Genomic DNA, 16,468 nt, shown 5'->3' with positions numbered 1-16,468 from the left:
CGTCCGGTGAATGTGAGGATTTCGTGCGGCGTCGTCGCCATCAGGCGCGAGGTCGGCAGCCCCGCGTCGCGCGCGGCGACGATCTGGCTCGCCGCCCATATCAGCACGTCGGCGTCCCATATGGTCGCCATGCCATGTTCGGGCACGGCCTCGACCGATATCCAGGTCGCGCCCATGCGGAAATCGATCGGCGTCACCCGCCTGCGCTTGGCGAGGCTGAAGAACGGCCAGGCCATGAGGTCCTGGGCATCGCGCGGCGCGATATCGCGCCCGAGCGAGGGGAACAGCGCGAGTTGGGCGCGCTCGCCGGAACGGGAGGCGGTGCGCGGCATCATCGGCGGCTCTGCGTGATCGCCGCATCCCGCTGCGGCATGAGATCGTTCTGGCCGGGGTCGGACGTGGAATATTTGGTGCCGAGGTCGGCCCAGGCGCGCAGGTCGTCGACCGAATAGACCACCCGTCCGCCGATCCGGCGATAGGCCGGGCCGCTCCCGAAATAGCGGTGCTTCTCAAGCGTGCGGCCGGAAAGGCCAAGGAAGCGCGCCGCCTCGGGGGTCCGCAGGTAGCGGGGCGGAAGGGTCACGGGCGGTCGGGACAAGGGGCGTCTCCTGCGAGGCGGGGTGGCAGGAGGCGATCATGGCGAAGTGCTCACGGCAGGGTGGGGAACGAAGATTCGCAGCTGCGCCGATGTGACCACCCCCCGGCCGCTGTCATGCGGCGGGCGCTATCAGCGGAAGCGCAGCAGCTTGCGGTAGTCGCCCTTCATCATGGCGGTGGCGTCGCGCACCAGGCGATAAGCGAAGGACCGGGCGTCCGAATTCTTGAAATCGGATGCCGAGAGATGCGCGGCCTCGTCCCTGCCGAGCGCGATCGCGATTTGGCGGTATGTCGCCCCGGCGAGGCGCAGATCGAGCGCGCGAAGCATCAGCTCGAGCCGGGCCGCGCGGATCGGGGTGAGCGGCCATCCGCGCGGCAATGGGCCGGTTCGCTTGCCCGACATGAGTCGATGGAAACGCAGCAGGCTGAGGATGCGCTTGATGAAGTCCTTGTCGAGCGGGACGATCGCGGCGAGCGGCCGGCCGGGCGTCGGATCGCGCAGCCACAGCCGATGCTCGCCGGCCGCGTCAGCGACGACGACATGCCGGCCGTCGATTCCGGCCTGGTCGGCGAGCAGCGCGCCCAGCGCCAGCGGATCGACCGCCTTGGCGCCGGTATATCCTTCCGGCGCAGCGTCGAGGATCACGGTGACGGCGGTGAGTTCCGGCCGCCAGATCACCGTGCCCGACAGCTCATCAGGCAGATAGGCGAAAGGACAACCCCCAGCGGCGGGCGAGCGTCGTTCGCTCGCTGGCCGGGGCGTTCGGGTTCAGTCGCGCCCGCTCTGCGCGATACTGGCGGTTGCGTTGCAGGAACGCGGCGGCGAATTCGGCCCGGCCCGGCGTGTCCGGCGCATTGCCGGCACGCCGCGCGCGCCCTTCGGGCGTCATTGGCATGGGATCATCCTCTCCAGCCGCTCATTGTGCGGAGTCTGGACCGCCGAGGATCGGGAGAAGCACTGCATCCCGACAGCGCGAAGGCCGCGCCAGGCGATGCCGGCCGCGCATCGGAATCCACGACCGGAAAAATCCATTTCGGTCTGAATGTTAACTTATTCGATGGCGCGCGGGCCGAGCAGATATGCGTAGCCCACTTCGGTCATCCAGCGCGCGCGGGCGAGATGGCTCTCATGCATCGCGCGGGCGCGTTCGGGTTCCGCGGCCGGATCGATCCCGAAGATGTGCGCCGCCGCGTCGCGCCAGTCGGCGCCCTCGTCGTCGGTATCGAGCAGGCGGATATAGTCGGCGAGGTGATCCTCGTCATAGGCGGTGAGCCGCGGCGCGTCGGGCGCGCGATCCTTGAAATGCTTGCCGGTCATAACGCCCCCGTTCCTCCAGTCCCGTTAACCTTTTAGACCGAAACGGAGACGATTCTATACGCACGGCGGGCATGGCTTCGCGCGTCGTCCGCAATGGTCGGGTTCCAGGTCAGCAGCGGTTCGTCTGCGGTGCGCCCCCGCAAACTTCGCTCCTGACCCTGATCGGGGAGTTGGAAAACCGGAATATCTCGGTCCCTGTGACCTTTAGCCCGGAAGCCTGTTGTATACGTCACAGGCTCCCCGACCATGTGGTCAAGGATAGCGGCGCCGTCACGGCCGACGCCCAACCGGATATTCAGGGGTTTCCACGCCCCAGGCCGCCGCGTAGCGGCCCACGTCTTTCTTAGGACGGGGACGCCGTTCTGGCTACTGTCTCTTGCGAGCCGGGCGATGCCCGGCGAGCGCGCGCCATGACGGCCGCGCGGACCTATGGGCCGCGCGGCCGCCGCTGCTCCGGGCAGGACCTGCAGCCGGTTGTCGGTTGTCGGTTGTCGGTTCTCAATATCGGCCCGAGAAAGGCAAGAACGGCTGTTCTTTCCAGCTTCGGTCAACACGGCGGTAGGTCAGCCGCCGGCAGCGAAATGCGTTCCAGGTCCAAATCAGCGGCTCAAAGCCGTGCCACCAATCGGCGTCAATGTCGCCGCAACGCCCTTCAAAGCAAAGCTTATGGCGCGCGTCATAGAGTCGAAACTCCATCGGCAAACTGTCGCCCTCGTTCGTGCCGGCATAGGCGATGCTTCCTTCGGCATCTTCACCGACCCCGGCAAGGGAAGTGCCCATATGATCGGATGTGATAATCCAGCGCATGATATAATTCCTTGTGAGGGTGGCGCCCGCCGCAGGGACGGGCGCGAATGATGGGAAAGGGTGGCGACCTATGCGGCCGCCCGGCGATGCTGCCGCGCGGCAAGCCGCTTGCTGGCGGTGTGATAGTGGCCGTTGTCCAGTTCTATGCCGGTCCAGTCGCGCCCGAGTTGCTGGGCTGCCGCAAGGGTCGAACCGCTACCGCTGAATGGGTCCAGGACAAGGTCGCCCGGCTGCGTGAAAGCCTCGATCAATGGCGCCAGTGCTTCAACCGGCTTCTGCGTGGGGTGCAGGCGGTTCCCGCTGTAAGGAAAATCGAGCACATCGGGGATAGGCCGTGTCGGACGGACGGGATTGCCCTTTGCCAACAAATAGGCTTGCTCATGTTCATAGCGAAGGAAGCGGGCCGATGACGCATAACGCTTGCGGAAAACAAGATGGCCGACGATGCGGAAGCCTGCCGCCTTCCATGCATCCATGAACAAATCGACTTTGTTCCAGCCATAGAAGGAAACCGCAAAGCCGCCATCCTTCAAGACGCGGTGCATTTCCCGAAACGCCGGACGCAGCCACCGGCCGTTATCGTCATTGGCGACCTTGCGCCCCTGGCGGTCCCGGTAGCGGGTCACATAGGGCGGATCGGTCAGGATGAAATCCACCGTGCCGCTATCGAAAGCCTGCATCACTTCAATGCAATCACCGTTGAAGATCACATCGCGGGGAGCCTGTGCCTTGCTGGTCATATCTCAAATCCTTTGGTTCTGAAGTTCAGCGAAGCGGAATGCCGCGCCTGAACTTCTGCCCGGCGGCGAGCCAAGGGTAGCAACGGGGCAAGGGCGGCCGGGGCGGAGGGGAATCACCCGCCTGCACAAGCGAAGCGCGGAAGGTGGGGATACCGCCCCGGACGGTTCCACTTACCTTGACCGGCGCGAGGACTACGTCCTTAGCAACGATCGCGCCGCCTTGGCGGCGCGAAAAGCAAATGACAGCCGGGATTACCGGCGCGGCCTTCAGGCCGATCCCTGCTCGATCCCCCCAGACCGCTATCCTGCGAGGCACAAAAAAACCCGATGGCGTGGGGCGCCATCGGGTGCTGTCCGCCTTACAGGTCGCGGTAGGCTGCAACCTCATCGCTGAGGTAGGGGATGTATCCGTGGGCGCGTGCCAGTTCGCGCGCTTCCCACTTCCGTTCCCATTCCGGCTTGGCCTGCTCGGCGGCCATCTTCCGGTCGGCCCTGGCCTTGTTGATCCTGCGAATCTTTGCCCAATCCTTTTTCATGTCTGCCTCCTGTGTGCTGGCGTTGCTGATGCATCAGGCAGGCTTTGGCGGGCGACGCGGGCAAGCTGAAAAACGGAGGGTCCGCTTGCGGAAACCGTAGGCGCTGGCGCCGGTTTTCTGCTTGGTGGCTATGCCACTTCCCGCATGAGGCGCCCGGCAAAGCCAGATGCGCTAATCAGCAACCAGCCCGGGAGGGAGATGAACGGATTTTCGGGCAAAGCGGGATCGGCAAGGCTAGGGCCATAGTGGAAAACACGCCGGGCAAGGTAGGAATGGGGGCAGAAGTGGGACGCTTCCCCTGCACTTTGCGCGCATGGATGCCTCCGTCGACCAGGATGCGGAGTCCTGGGCTTACCGTTATCTGGCTGGGCGGGCGCCTGTAGCGAGTATGGCATCGTCCGGTGGCAGGCCGATGCAATGGCTGGTGCGGTTTCGCACGGCGCAGATCCTTTATGGAAAACTGGAAGCGCCCCGCCATTGCTGGCGGGACGCTTCCGCGGTCAGTCGACCTTCAGCTCGAACTTGCCCGTTGTCTCGGTCGAGACAAGCCGGAGATGAACGTCCGGCGCCAGGACCGGATTGAGTTTGAGCGAAGCGTAGGGCTTCTGGTCCTTGGTGGCCTTGAGCCAGCCCACACCGAATTCCACGCGTTCATCGTCGGCGGCAACGATGCGATAGTCGGGCGACTTGTCGCTTGCCTTGTCGCCGATCCGAAGGATTTCCACCTTCTCGCTGAGACCGAAAAAGCGGATTTCGCCGTGAAAGCCGCGATCGGTCGCTTTGAAGTTTCCGCAGATCATGTCGTCAGTCCTTTCTTGACTCGGGACCGCGCCCTTCGCGGCCTCGTGGCGTGTCGAAGATCGGGGACGTTCGGCTGCGCACCGCTTGCGGCCTATGGACGGCCAAAGGGCCGCTTTTTTGCTTCGCGCTGCAAAGCCGAAGGCGGCGGAAAAAAGCTGCCCGGCGCCGTTGCGCCGCCAGGTGGACACGATCAGATCAAGCCACGAGGGAGGCCGCGAGGGTCGGTCGGGCAGGCAGGACGGGAGACAATGCTGCACCCGGTATTTCAGCGGACCCAGCAGCGATGGCTGGGTTATGGCTTTCGCGTCGGCGTGGCAGGATTCACGGGCGAGCGAACAGCGCGGTGAATAGGCGCTCGGCTTCGGCCATGCCGTCGTCGGTCAGATGCACCGACTTTGCCTTGCGCGCAGGATCGGAGATCAGCCCGCGTTCGTGCAGTCGATCCATCGCGCTCCAGTCGAAGCCTTTCCAGGCCGTGCCGGTGGTGCTGAGGTTGAGCCATAGCAGGGCAAGCACCGCCTCGTCGATTCTGTCGGTGTCGGTGTCGGTGTCCGTCCGCGAGTCCATGCGCGGGAGGATAGCAAACCGGGCTGCACACGGCATCCACGATCCCGCCGTGAGCACTTATCTTTGCTACGCTACACTTCGCTATTTCCGCCTTGCGCCGCCGTGCGCCGAATCCCGCCGCCGTTGCTACGGGTCCGGCATGTATGCGCCCGAGGGCGATTTTGCTGGATTCCCGAGAGATGCGCGGCAGCTTGAGCAATATGGGACTCTCTCGCAAACGTCGCCGCCGCGCACCCCGCGGCTGGTCGGAAGGGCTGGAAGACCTGCACGATTACATGCAGCCGCAGCCGACGCGCGCGTCGGCGCGCAAGAATGCCGCCAGCGCGCCGATCGTCGTTACCGACGACTGGCCCGAGCAGGTTCCCATCGGCGATGCCGAGTTGCGCGTCATCGAAGGCGCTTTTCGTGAGGAGCTGGACGCCCTGTTCGGGCCGCTCCCCTAAAACGGCCAATGGAAAGGGGTTGAAATGTTCGTCAAAGTGACGTACATTGTAGCGGAAATGGATAAGTCAGGAGTCGGTCCCATGCCGCGCAAACAAGCCGTAGCGGAGTCCGCCAGAGCCAATCGCGTCGAGCGGCTCGGCTTCCGTATTGACGAAGAAACGAAGGATTTGATCGAGCGGGCAGCTCACCTCACGCGGCGCAAGGTCAGCGACTTTTGCGTGACAGCGCTAGCCGACACGGCGCGGCGAACGATCGCCGAGCATGAAACGCTCGTGCTGTCGGATCGCGACCGCGCGGCGTTCTTCGATGCGCTCATCAATCCGCCCGAGCCCAGCGAGCGGCTGATCCGCGCTCTCCAGGAGCACCGGCGCCGGGTTGCGTCCTGATCATGACGGCGCATGCGGATTTGCAGGTCGAGCCGCTGGGGCCGCATCACGACCGCGAGGGATTTTCCTGCGGCATCGACAGTCTCGATCGATATTTGCGGAGGCAGGCGGGCCAGGACATGCGCCGCCGCTCGGCTGGTGTGTTCGTTCTCGCCGAGCGTGCAAATCCCGGCGTGGTTCTCGGCTATTACACGCTTAGTCAGGCCAACATCGCGCAGGGCGACATTCCGGCAGCGGCGCGAAAGCATGTCCCGCGTTACCCGCTCGTCGCCGCGACGCTGATCGGCCAGCTCGCGGTGTCGCAAGCGAGGCAGGGCGAACGCCTTGGGGCGATCCTGATCGCCGATGCCGTCGAGCGCGTCTGGGCGACGGCCGCGACAGCTGGCTCGTCGATACTCGTCGTGGACGCCATCAATGATCGCGCGGCAGCCTTCTACGAAGGCAATGGCTTCGTGCGCCTGCCAGATTCCCAACGCCTCGTGCTGCCGATGCACACTATTCAAAGATTGGTCGAACGATGACGAACGCTGCTCTCGCCCCCTCGGAAACCGGAGCCGTGCAACCGGCGCTGCGGGCCGCGCTCTACCTGCGCGTCTCGTCGCCGCGTTCGGCCGAGAGCGATCTGTCGATCCCGGACCAGCGCCGCCAGACGTCGAGCTATTGCCACTCGAACGGCTGGGAAGTCGCGGCCGAGTTTGTCGAGCCGGGGGTTTCGGGCACAGACGATCGCCGTCCCGCCTTCCAGGAAATGATCGACGCGGCGCTGGAAAGGCCGTCGCCCTTCGACGTGATCGTGGTCCATAGCTTCTCGCGCTTTTTCCGCGATCAATTCCAGTTCGAGTTCTACCTCCGCAAGCTGGCGAAGAACGGCGTGCAGCTCGTCTCCATCACGCAGATTCTCGGCGATGATCCGATGAGCGAGATGATGCGGAAAATCATGACGCTGTTCGACGAATATCAGTCGAAGGAGAACGGCAAGCATACGCTGCGCGCGATGAACGAAAACGCCCGGCAGGGTTTCTGGAATGGCGCCCGTCCTCCGATCGGCTATCGCGCGGTCGCGGCCGAGCAGCGCGGCGCGAAGATCAAGAAAAAGCTGGAGATCGATCCGCTCCACGCCGAAACGGTGCGCCGCATTTTCCGGCTGGCGCTGGAAGGCGCGGATGGGCGCGGGCCGATCGGGGTCATGGCGATCGCGTGCTGGCTCAATGAGAATAATATCCGCACGCGCTATGGCGGTCGGTGGGGCAAGGGCATGGTCCATCAGGTGCTGACGCGGACCACCTATATCGGCGAGCACCGCTTCAACACCTATGACGTGAAGAAGGGGCGCGCGAAGCCGGAGACCGAGCACGCCATCATGGAGGTGCCGCCGATCATAACGGTGGCGGAGTTCGAGGCCGTGCAGCGATCCTTGAAAGCGCGCAGCCCGAAGATGATGCCGCCGCGGGCGGTGGGCGGATCGACGCTCTTGACGGGCATCTGCTTCTGCGCCTGTTGCGGTGGCGCGATGACGCTGCGCACCGGCACCAGCCGGAGTGGGCAGGAGTATCGCTACTACACCTGCGCGACCAAGGCGACGAAAGGGAAGACGGGATGCCCCGGCGTCTCGCTTCCGATGGATCGGCTGAACGAGGCGGTGATCGAGCACCTGGAGAAGCGGCTGCTCGATCCCGCGCGCCTTGAAGTGCTGATGGACCAGCTTATTGCCCGACGCGACGAATGGGTGACCGAGCGCCGCCAGCACGTCGCCGAGATGGAACGGCGCGCGACTGAGGTCGAGACCAAGCTTTCCCGGCTCTATGAAGCGATCGAGAATGGATTGGTCGATATGGGCGATCCGTCGCTCAAGGCGCGGATTGCCGAGCTGACCACCATCCGCGACCAGGCCAGAGGCGATGCCGAGCGCGCGGTCGCACACATTGAGCGGATCAGCCCGGAGATCACGGTCGAGAGCCTTCACGCCTTCGCGCTGGTCGCCAAACGCAAGCTCCGCCACGACGATGGCTCCTATGCGCGAAACCATATTCGGGCGGTGGCCCAGCGGGTCGAGGTCCACAGCAAGACGGATGTGCGAATCTGCGGCACGCGCACCGAGTTGCTGCGCACCCTCACCGCCGTCTCTGGCGTAGAGGCGGCGGTGCTAGGGACTCGGGCTTTTGGACCGAAATGGTGCCGCTTACGTGACTCGAACACGTGACCCCATCATTACGAATGATGTGCTCTACCAACTGAGCTAAAGCGGCGTGCCTCTTGGGCAGGGGCGCCGTTTAGCCAGCACCCGGGTGCTAGGCAACCCTTTTTCGCCTCGCGCCGCAGCGATTCACGTTGCCCGGTCGGCGCTCCATTCGCTGACAGCCGCAACCATGGCATTTGCGATGTGCGCAACATCCTCCTCTTGGGCGACAAGCGGGGGCGTGGTGTACAGGATATCTCGGAACGGGCGAAGCCAGACACCACTTGCGATGCAGCTTTCGGAAAGGCGGTCGGCGGGCGCAGGACCATCCAGCTGGATCACGCCGATCGCACCGCGCACGCGCACGTCCCTCACCCCAGGCAATTCCCGGGCAGGTTCGAGCAACGCCTGAAGTTGCCGACCGATTGCGCGGGCCTGGGCAAGACGCGGTTCCTGTTCGAAAAGATCAAGCGAAGCATTGGCCGCTGCACAACCCAGGGCATTGCCCATATAGGTCGGCCCATGCATCAAAGCATGCATCGGATCGTCGGACAGGAAGCCTTCGTGGATACGGCGACTGGCGATCGTGGCGGCAAGTGGCAGCGTCCCGCCGGTCAAGGCCTTGGACAACGTGACAATGTCAGGCTGCACGCCCGCGATCTCACAGGCAAACATCGCGTCGCCAAGCCGTCCAAGCCCCACGAAAATCTCGTCGAAGATCAGCAGGAGTTCGTGGGTATCTGCAAGGCGCCGAAGAGCCTGCAATGTAAACGGATCGTGAAAGACCATGCCGCCCGCACCCTGTACTAGGGGCTCGACAACGATGCCGGCGAGATCCTTGCCATGCTGCTCCAGCAGTTCGCCAAGCGCAGCCTCTAGCGCAGCATTCGTGGGGAGGTTGACCACGATCTGTTCAAGCAATGCGCCCTTGAACAGGCTGTGCATGCCTTCGTCGGGATCGCAAACGCTCATCGTTGCGAAGGTATCGCCGTGATAGCCGCCCTTGAAGCAGAGGAACTTCACTCGGCGCCGTCCGCGATTGAGCCAATATTGCGAAGCCATTTTCATTGCGACTTCGACTGCGACCGAACCGGAGTCGCTGAAAAAGACGTGGTCCAGATCGCCGGGCAGCAATGCAGCGAGCCGTTGTGCCAAGGTATAAGCCTGCTCATGGGCCAGACCGCCCAGCATGACATGGGGCAACGTCTCAAGCTGGCGACGTACCGCATCCTCGATATGCGGGTGGCGGTAGCCATGAACACAGGCCCACCAGCTGGAAATGCCGTCTATCAGCTCCCTTCCGTCGGAGAGACGAAGCCGAGTACCGGCCGCAGATGCCACCGGCAGGGGAGCTTTGGCAGTCTGCATCTGGGTGTACGGGAGCCACACATGCTTCCGGCCCTTGTCGAACCAGTCTGGGGCGGTCATGTGACTGTCCTTATCTTTCGGGGCTTGTGCTGAAGGGCCGCACGAAACGGCCAGCGTCCGATCGCTTCCCATGGTCCGCCCAGATAGCGGTGTAGCGCCAGCCCCGCAAAGGCAAAGCGGGACGGCTCGAAATTGCGCACCAGCAGTTCTTGCAATGCACGCGCTTCGCCTTGCGAGACCTTGTTCTGAATGGTCACGTGGAGACGGGGGCGATGGCTGTCCTGCACCGTCAGCATTCCATGAAAGTGCTCGGCAATAGAATCGCGCAGGGCGATCATTGCAGGACTTTCGATCAGGAACGCGGTGCCCGTGCCAAGATCCATGACGCGCCGCAACTGCGCATCGACCGGGGGCGTGGCGCTCGCCATCCGAGACAGCAGATCGCGCGCCTCCGCCTCAACCTGCGCCGGCAGCGAATGGAACAGCGTGACATGGGCGGAGATCCAGTTGCGCTCCGCGGGGAAGTGGGCGCGGCGCAGACGGTCGAACCGGGCCTGCAGTTCTGGCGGCAGGCTAGCTGTCACCACCAGCGGGGCTGTTCGGGAGAGATGCGATACCACCGCATCTGCCTGAGCAGCATTCACAGCGATTTCAAGAAAAATGGAGAAGTGGGAACATTCGGCAAAGTCGAGACGGCGGCACGCGTCCGCTGCCCGGCACAGCCGGAATGTTCCCTGGATACTGGAGAAGCAAGCTCCTCCCGTGCCTCCGGGGCAGAGGTTTAAGCGATGTTACTTAATAATGGAAGAACCTGCGATTATCGGAAATCCTGCCGAATCGGTTCCAGGTCACAAGTCGCCGCGCGCCTTGCGCAGCGCGAACCATTTGGCAACATTGGCATTATGCTGTTGCAAGGTGTCTGCGAAAACGTGACCACCGGTCCCATCGGCAACCATGAATAATGCTTCCGTTTCGGCAGGATCAAGCACCGCGGCAATCGAATCCCGTCCCGGATTGGTGATCGGGCCTTTCGGCAGTCCAACCATCGTGTAGGTGTTGTATCCGTTCACGGCCTGGATTTCGGACTGGCGAATGCGCCGCCCGAGCGGCTTGCCCTTGGTGATAGGGTAGATGATCGTCGGATCGGCCTGAAGCAGCATGCCCTTGCGCAGGCGATTGGAGTAAAGCCCGGCCACCATGCGGCGCTCCTCGGGCTTGCCAGTTTCCTTCTCGACGATGGAGGCGAGGATCAGAGCCTCCTGTGGCGTCTTGGCAACGGTGCGGGGGCTGCGCTTTGCCCAAAGCTCGGCCAGCGTCTTGTCCATTGCTGCCTGCATGCGCTTGAGCACTGCGGCACGTGGTTCGCCCTTCTGCCAGTCGTAGCTGTCCGGCAGGACCGAGCCTTCCTCGGGAGCTGAGATCTCGCCAGTCAGGTCCTTGTTGGCTGACAGACGCTCCGCGACCAGGATAGATGGCATGCCCTCGGGAACGGTAATCAGGCGGCGGATGACCTTGTCACCCTTGAGTATCTCAAGAACGGTCGCTTCGCTGGCCCGTCTGGGAATCAGGAACGAGCCTGCCTTGATGTCGGTGCCTCCGCCAAGCAGCTTCGCCCGCAACTTGAACAGTGTGGCCGAGCCGATCGCACCCTGCCCTTGCAGATCGTCAGCCAGAGCACTCAGGCCCTCGCCTTCGCCAACATCAAATTCGATCTGCTGCTCAAGGGGGCCGGAAGCGTACCAGCCACCCACGAGCCAGCCGGCGAGAGCAAGCAAGATGACGGCTGCCGCAAGCAACGGCAGCCGGGATGGACGACGGCGGGCCATCGCTTGCGTCCTTAGTCTTCGATCGCCTTGACGATCACGCTGGCATTGGTGCCGCCAAAACCGAACGAATTGTTCAGTGCCGCACGCACCTTGCGCTGGCGTGCCTTGAGCGGGACAAGGTCTACGCCCTCGGTGCCTTCGTCGGGGTTATGCAGGTTAAGCGTCGGCGGAACGATCTGGTCGCGGATGGCGAGGATGCAAAATATCGTCTCGACCGCGCCGGCACCGCCAAGCAGGTGGCCGATGGCCGACTTGGTGCTGCTCATCGAAGCGCCCGAAAGATCATCGCCGAGCACGCGCTTGACCGCAGCCAGTTCGATCGTGTCGGCCATGGTCGAAGTGCCGTGAGCGTTGACGTAATCAATGTCGCCCGGCTCCATACCCGCCTTGCGCATCGCCATGCGCATGGCGAGTTCGGCGCCCTTGCCTTCAGGGTGGGGTGCAGTAACGTGGTAGGCGTCGCCGGAGAGGCCGTAACCGACGACTTCGGCGTAGATCTTCGCCCCACGCGCCTTGGCATGCTCGTATTCCTCGAGCACGACAACGCCTGCGCCTTCCCCCATCACGAAGCCATCGCGGTCCTTGTCGTAAGGACGGCTCGCCTCTTCGGGACGGTCGTTGTAGCTGCAGTTCAGTGCGCGCGCCTGCGCGAATCCGGCCACGCCCAAGGGGTTGATGGTGCTTTCCGCACCACCTGCCAGCATCACGTCGGCATCGCCGTCCTTGATCATGCGCGCGGCATCGCCGATCGAGTGCGCGCCGGTCGAGCAGGCAGTGACCACAGCGTGGTTTGGACCCATCAGGCCATACTTGATCGAAACCTGTCCGGAGATCAGGTTGATCAGGCGGCCGTGGACGAAGTGCGGAGAGACGCGGCCCGGGCCCTTCTCGTGCAGGACAATCGATTCGCTTTCGATGCCCGGAAGGCCACCGATGCCCGAACCGATCGAGCAGCCGGTGCGCATCTTGAGATCGTCGTCCATGTCGGCAAGGCCTGCGTCTTCGAGCGCCTGTCCAGCGGCATCGATGCCGAACACGATGAATGGATCGACCTGACGCTGGATCTTGTGATCGACACGCTTTCCGGCATCAAAGCCGTATTCGTGGTCAGCAGGCTTTACCTCGCAGGCGATCTTGCACTTCTGGTCGCTGGTGTCGAACTTGGTAATCAGGCCCGCGCCGCTCTTGCCGGCGAGCAGGTTCTTCCACACGGTATCCACGTCTGCGCCCAGCGGGGTGACGAGGCCAAGTCCGGTTACGACGACACGACGCATTGAAATCTCCGGAAAATAAGCAAACAGGCCCAGCCCCTGAATTAGGGCTGAGCCTGCCGAAGTCCTCCCCTGCCCGACATCGAGTGCCTTGGCAGCCCTTCGACACGCTCAGGGCAATAGGGGGATGTGGGCGATCAGCCCTTGTTTTCGTCGATGTACTTGATCGCGTCCGAAACAGTCGAGATCTTCTCGGCCGCATCGTCGGGGATCTCGACGCCGAATTCTTCTTCGAACGCCATCACCAGCTCAACGATGTCGAGCGAGTCAGCGCCCAGATCGTCGATGAAGCTGGCTTCTTCGGTGACCTTGTCAGCCTCGACGCCGAGGTGCTCGACAACGATCTTCTTAACGCGGTCGGCGGTATCGCTCATGAAATGCCCCTTCGAAGGAAAGCGGTTGGTTATCTGTTTCGGACTTCGCCCTAATCAACGCAAAGGGCGCTGGCAAGAGGCGCGCTGTGGATCACCTCAGCGCACGCCCTGTCCGTCTCAGCCTTTTGTCTGCTCGACGACGCGGATGTTCAGCTCGCGCAGCTGCTTGAGTGCGGCAGGAGACGGTGCACCCATAAGCAGATCCTCGGCGCGCTGGTTCATCGGGAACAGCGTGATCTCGCGCAGATTCTGCGCACCGCAGATCAGCATGACGATGCGATCGACGCCTGCGGCCATCCCACCGTGCGGGGGCGCGCCATACTGGAAGGCGCGATAGAGGCCGCCGAAGCGCTCTTCCACGTCAGCCTTGGACAGACCGACGATCTCGAATGCCTTGACCATCGTTTCGGGCGACTGGTTGCGGATCGAACCCGAAGCAATCTCGAAGCCGTTGCAGACGAGGTCGTACTGGAAGGCGTTGATCGTCAGCGGGTCCTGGGTGTTCAGCGCCTCGATCCCGCCCTGCGGCATCGAGAACGGGTTGTGGCTGAACTCGACCTTCTTGTTCTCCTCATCCCACTCGTAGAACGGAAAGTCGACGATCCAGCACAGCTCGAACCGGTCCTTGTCGATCAAGCCAAGCTGATCGGCGACGCGGGTGCGGGCGGCACCGGCAAGCTTGGCGGCCTGGCCCTCCTTGCCGGCAGCGAAGAAGCAGCCATCATCCGGGCCGAGACCGAGCTTGTCGAACAGCGCGGCCATCTTGTCGGCGCCGTGGTTCTTGGCGATCGGCCCGCCAAATTCGCCACCCTTGCGAGTGACATAGCCCAGACCTGCGTGACCTTCGGACCGCGCCCAGTCATTCATGTCGTCGAAGAACTTGCGGCTCTTGTCTGCCGTGCCCGGTGCCGGGATCAGACGCACGACGCCACCGGTGCCGACGATCTTCTCGAACAGGCCAAAGCCCGACTGGGTGAATTCTTCCGAAACATCCGAGATGATGATCGGGTTGCGCAGATCCGGCTTGTCCGAACCGTACTTGAGCATCGCTTCGGCATAGGGAATGCGCGGAAAGCTGCCAGTCGGCGTCACCGAGCGTCCGTTGGCAAATGCTTCGAATACGCCGCCGATGACCGGCTCCATCGTCTCCCAGACCTCTTCCTGGGTCACGAAGCTCATCTCGAGGTCCAGCTGGTAGAATTCGCCCGGCAGACGGTCGGCGCGCGGATCCTCGTCGCGGAAGCAGGGAGCGATCTGGAAATAGCGGTCGAAGCCCGCCACCATCAGCAGCTGCTTGTACTGCTGCGGCGCCTGCGGCAGTGCATAGAACTTGCCGGGATGGATGCGGCTCGGCACGAGGAAGTCGCGCGCACCTTCGGGCGAGGATGCGGTGAGGATCGGCGTCGAGTATTCCGTGAACCCTGCGCCTTCCATGCGGCGGCGCATGTCCGAGATGACCTTGGTGCGCGTGACGATGTTTGCGTGCAGCGTCTCGCGGCGCAGGTCGAGGAAGCGATAGCGCAAGCGAATGTCTTCAGGGTACTCCTGCTCGCCAGCCACCGGCATCGGCAATTCCTCGGCGGCGGAAAGCACGGTTGCACCACGCGCGAAGACTTCGATCTCGCCGGTCGGCAGGTTGGCATTGATAGTGCCTTCCGAGCGCGCCTTGACCTCCCCGTCGATGGTGACGACCGATTCCACGCGCAGCGCTTCCAGGATCGGCAGCGCCGGGCTGTCGGCATCGGCGACGATCTGCGTCATGCCATAGTGGTCGCGCAGGTCGACGAACAGCACGCCGCCGTGATCGCGCTTGCGGTGCACCCAGCCCGAAAGGCGGACGGTCTGCCCGACATCACCGCGCGTGAGGGCGCCGCAGGTATGGGAACGGTAAAGGTGCATCGAAACTCTTTCCAATCGGTCTGCAATCGGGCAGGGGGAATGGGCGGCTAACAGGCGATGGCCGCGCTTTTGTCAAGCCGCGCTCCCTGACGGGAGCACCACCGGGTCGCCCTTACCGGCGCGCCATACAGAAAAGACCGATGAAGATACATCCCCTGATCACGACGACCGACGCTCTGGCTGACTTGTGCGAGCGTCTGGCAAAAGCCGATTTCATCACGGTCGACACCGAATTCATGCGCGAGAACACCTACTGGCCGGAACTGTGCCTGGTGCAGATCGCCGATGACAAGGAAGCCGCAGCGATCGATCCGCTGGCGCCTGGGCTGGACATGACGCCGCTGCTCGACCTGCTGGTGGACAACGAGGATGTACTCAAGGTCTTCCACGCTGGCGGACAGGACGTGGAGATCATCTACAACCTCACCGGCAAGACACCTCATCCCATCTTCGACACGCAGATCGCAATGATGGCGGTCAGCCAGTCGGAACAGATCGGCTATTCCAACCTCGTCGAATCCTGGCTCGGCTTCTCGATCGACAAGGGCGCCCGCTTCACCGACTGGTCGCGCCGTCCGCTGACCGACCGACAGATCGAATATGCCATCGGCGACGTCACCCATCTGTCCAAGATCTTCCCCAAGCTGCTCAAACGCCTGATCAAGACCGGTCGTGGCGAGTGGCTGGACATCGAGATGGAGAAGCTCGCCGATCCGGAGAATTACCGGACCGACATGGACACCGTCTGGCAGAAGATCCGCGCGCCCAGCCGCAACCCGGCCGTGCTTGGTCGGCTCAAGGCGCTGGCTGCATGGCGCGAGCGCGAGGCGATGGACAAGAACATCCCGCGCGGCCGCATCATGCGCGATGAAACGCTGGCGGATATCGCCAGCCACCCGCCCAAGGAGCAGCAGGACCTTGCCAAGGTGCGCGGGCTCTCGACGGGATGGAAGGATAACGACATCGGGCGCCGACTGATGCAGACGCTGGCCGAATCCAAGCCCCTGACCGACGCCGAGATGCCGCCCAAGGCGCCCCGCGGCGCCCCGCTCGGCAAGGAAGGCGCGCTGGTCGCAGATCTGCTCAAGCTCCTGCTCAAGATCCGCAGCCGCGAGATCGATATCGCTGCGCGCCTCCTCGCGCGGACGGACGATCTCGAACTGCTTGCAGCTGGTCAGCGCAAGAACCTGCCGATCCTCGAAGGCTGGCGCTTCGAACAGTTCGGTCGCGACGCCCTTGAACTGGTAGAGGGCAAGCTGGCGTTCGCGGTGGTGAACGGCCGGCTCAAGATGGCGCATATCGACGATATCGGCGGTTCCGCAGATAAGCCCGAAGTCGTCGTTCACGTGGACGAATAG

General features: G+C 63.4%; 21 protein-coding genes and 1 tRNA gene. 5 read left to right on the top strand and 17 right to left on the bottom strand.

The window, feature by feature from the left end:
* From AX703_RS23475 to AX703_RS23430, 10 genes are all read right to left on the bottom strand, one after another.
* Positions 1–332: replication initiator protein A (locus AX703_RS23475; protein WP_369821052.1), on the bottom strand; the 332-nt coding region annotated here is incomplete at its 3' end.
* A complete protein-coding gene (locus AX703_RS23470) occupies positions 332–598 on the bottom strand; it encodes an AlpA family transcriptional regulator (RefSeq protein WP_060977333.1) in 267 nt (88 codons plus the stop codon). The genes AX703_RS23475 and AX703_RS23470, both read right to left, overlap by 1 nt.
* Positions 599–727: 129 nt before the next feature.
* Positions 728–1,276: a DUF2285 domain-containing protein gene (locus tag AX703_RS23465; protein WP_208597816.1), complete on the bottom strand. Its 549-nt coding sequence runs from the start codon at positions 1,274–1,276 to the stop codon at positions 728–730.
* A gap of 16 nt (positions 1,277–1,292) precedes the next feature.
* The gene (locus AX703_RS23460) at positions 1,293–1,493 is read right to left on the bottom strand and encodes a transcriptional regulator domain-containing protein (RefSeq protein WP_075151006.1); all 201 of its coding nucleotides are present in this window, start codon (positions 1,491–1,493) and stop codon (positions 1,293–1,295) included.
* 155 nt (positions 1,494–1,648) lie between these two features.
* Complete coding sequence (locus AX703_RS23455) at positions 1,649–1,915, bottom strand: DNA -binding domain-containing protein (protein WP_060977331.1); 267 nt, start codon at positions 1,913–1,915, stop codon at positions 1,649–1,651.
* Between the two features lie 498 nt (positions 1,916–2,413).
* Positions 2,414–2,722: a hypothetical protein gene (locus AX703_RS23445; protein WP_060977330.1), complete on the bottom strand. Its 309-nt coding sequence runs from the start codon at positions 2,720–2,722 to the stop codon at positions 2,414–2,416.
* 68 nt (positions 2,723–2,790) lie between these two features.
* On the bottom strand, positions 2,791–3,462 hold the full coding sequence (locus AX703_RS23440; RefSeq protein WP_060977329.1) for a DNA methyltransferase: 672 nt from the start codon (positions 3,460–3,462) through the stop codon (positions 2,791–2,793).
* Between the two features lie 359 nt (positions 3,463–3,821).
* Positions 3,822–3,998, bottom strand: a complete 177-nt coding sequence (locus tag AX703_RS27620) for a hypothetical protein (protein ID WP_155645922.1) — start codon at positions 3,996–3,998, stop codon at positions 3,822–3,824.
* 500 nt (positions 3,999–4,498) lie between these two features.
* A complete protein-coding gene (locus AX703_RS23435) occupies positions 4,499–4,798 on the bottom strand; it encodes a DUF736 domain-containing protein (RefSeq protein WP_060977328.1) in 300 nt (99 codons plus the stop codon).
* A gap of 322 nt (positions 4,799–5,120) precedes the next feature.
* A complete protein-coding gene (locus AX703_RS23430; RefSeq protein ID WP_060977327.1) occupies positions 5,121–5,366 on the bottom strand; it encodes a DUF6429 family protein in 246 nt (81 codons plus the stop codon).
* Positions 5,367–5,566: 200 nt separating this feature from the next.
* Here AX703_RS23430 and AX703_RS23425 point away from each other — a divergent pair, with 200 nt between their 5' ends.
* From AX703_RS23425 to AX703_RS23410, 4 genes are all read left to right on the top strand, one after another.
* Positions 5,567–5,809: a hypothetical protein gene (locus tag AX703_RS23425; protein WP_125458862.1), complete on the top strand. Its 243-nt coding sequence runs from the start codon at positions 5,567–5,569 to the stop codon at positions 5,807–5,809.
* Between the two features lie 81 nt (positions 5,810–5,890).
* Positions 5,891–6,196 (top strand): DUF1778 domain-containing protein, encoded by a 306-nt coding sequence (locus AX703_RS23420; protein ID WP_060977325.1) that lies wholly within the window; start codon positions 5,891–5,893, stop codon positions 6,194–6,196.
* A gap of 2 nt (positions 6,197–6,198) precedes the next feature.
* On the top strand, positions 6,199–6,717 hold the full coding sequence (locus AX703_RS23415) for a GNAT family N-acetyltransferase (RefSeq protein WP_060977324.1): 519 nt from the start codon (positions 6,199–6,201) through the stop codon (positions 6,715–6,717).
* The gene (locus tag AX703_RS23410) at positions 6,714–8,396 is read left to right on the top strand and encodes a recombinase family protein (RefSeq protein ID WP_060977323.1); all 1,683 of its coding nucleotides are present in this window, start codon (positions 6,714–6,716) and stop codon (positions 8,394–8,396) included. Before AX703_RS23415 ends, AX703_RS23410 begins: the two co-directional genes overlap by 4 nt.
* Here AX703_RS23410 and AX703_RS23405 read toward each other — a convergent pair.
* The 7 genes from AX703_RS23405 to aspS form a co-directional block, all read right to left on the bottom strand.
* Positions 8,367–8,442 (bottom strand) — tRNA-Thr (locus AX703_RS23405). The genes AX703_RS23410 and AX703_RS23405 overlap by 30 nt on opposite strands.
* 77 nt (positions 8,443–8,519) lie before the next feature.
* A complete protein-coding gene (locus AX703_RS23400) occupies positions 8,520–9,800 on the bottom strand; it encodes an adenosylmethionine--8-amino-7-oxononanoate transaminase (RefSeq protein WP_062347632.1) in 1,281 nt (426 codons plus the stop codon).
* Positions 9,797–10,360, bottom strand: coding sequence for a 2'-5' RNA ligase family protein (locus AX703_RS23395; protein ID WP_062347642.1), 564 nt, complete (start codon positions 10,358–10,360; stop codon positions 9,797–9,799). The genes AX703_RS23400 and AX703_RS23395 overlap by 4 nt, the downstream gene beginning before the upstream one ends.
* Positions 10,361–10,588: 228 nt before the next feature.
* A complete protein-coding gene (mltG, locus tag AX703_RS23390; protein WP_062347630.1) occupies positions 10,589–11,566 on the bottom strand; it encodes an endolytic transglycosylase MltG in 978 nt (325 codons plus the stop codon).
* Between the two features lie 11 nt (positions 11,567–11,577).
* Positions 11,578–12,840, bottom strand: coding sequence for a beta-ketoacyl-ACP synthase II (fabF, locus tag AX703_RS23385; protein ID WP_062347628.1), 1,263 nt, complete (start codon positions 12,838–12,840; stop codon positions 11,578–11,580).
* A gap of 134 nt (positions 12,841–12,974) precedes the next feature.
* The gene (locus AX703_RS23380; protein WP_011444997.1) at positions 12,975–13,211 is read right to left on the bottom strand and encodes an acyl carrier protein; all 237 of its coding nucleotides are present in this window, start codon (positions 13,209–13,211) and stop codon (positions 12,975–12,977) included.
* Positions 13,212–13,328: 117 nt separating this feature from the next.
* Complete coding sequence (gene aspS, locus AX703_RS23375; protein ID WP_062347626.1) at positions 13,329–15,110, bottom strand: aspartate--tRNA ligase; 1,782 nt, start codon at positions 15,108–15,110, stop codon at positions 13,329–13,331.
* A gap of 140 nt (positions 15,111–15,250) precedes the next feature.
* Between aspS and rnd the strand changes: the two genes are divergently transcribed.
* Positions 15,251–16,468, top strand: coding sequence for a ribonuclease D (rnd, locus tag AX703_RS23370; protein WP_039334233.1), 1,218 nt, complete (start codon positions 15,251–15,253; stop codon positions 16,466–16,468).

Origin of the sequence: Novosphingobium sp. CCH12-A3 (genome assembly GCF_001556015.1) — a bacterium.
Taxonomy (GTDB): domain Bacteria; phylum Pseudomonadota; class Alphaproteobacteria; order Sphingomonadales; family Sphingomonadaceae; genus Novosphingobium; species Novosphingobium subterraneum.
The sequence above is the reverse complement of the archived record's forward strand: the minus strand, read 5'-3'. Positions and strand labels throughout refer to the sequence as shown.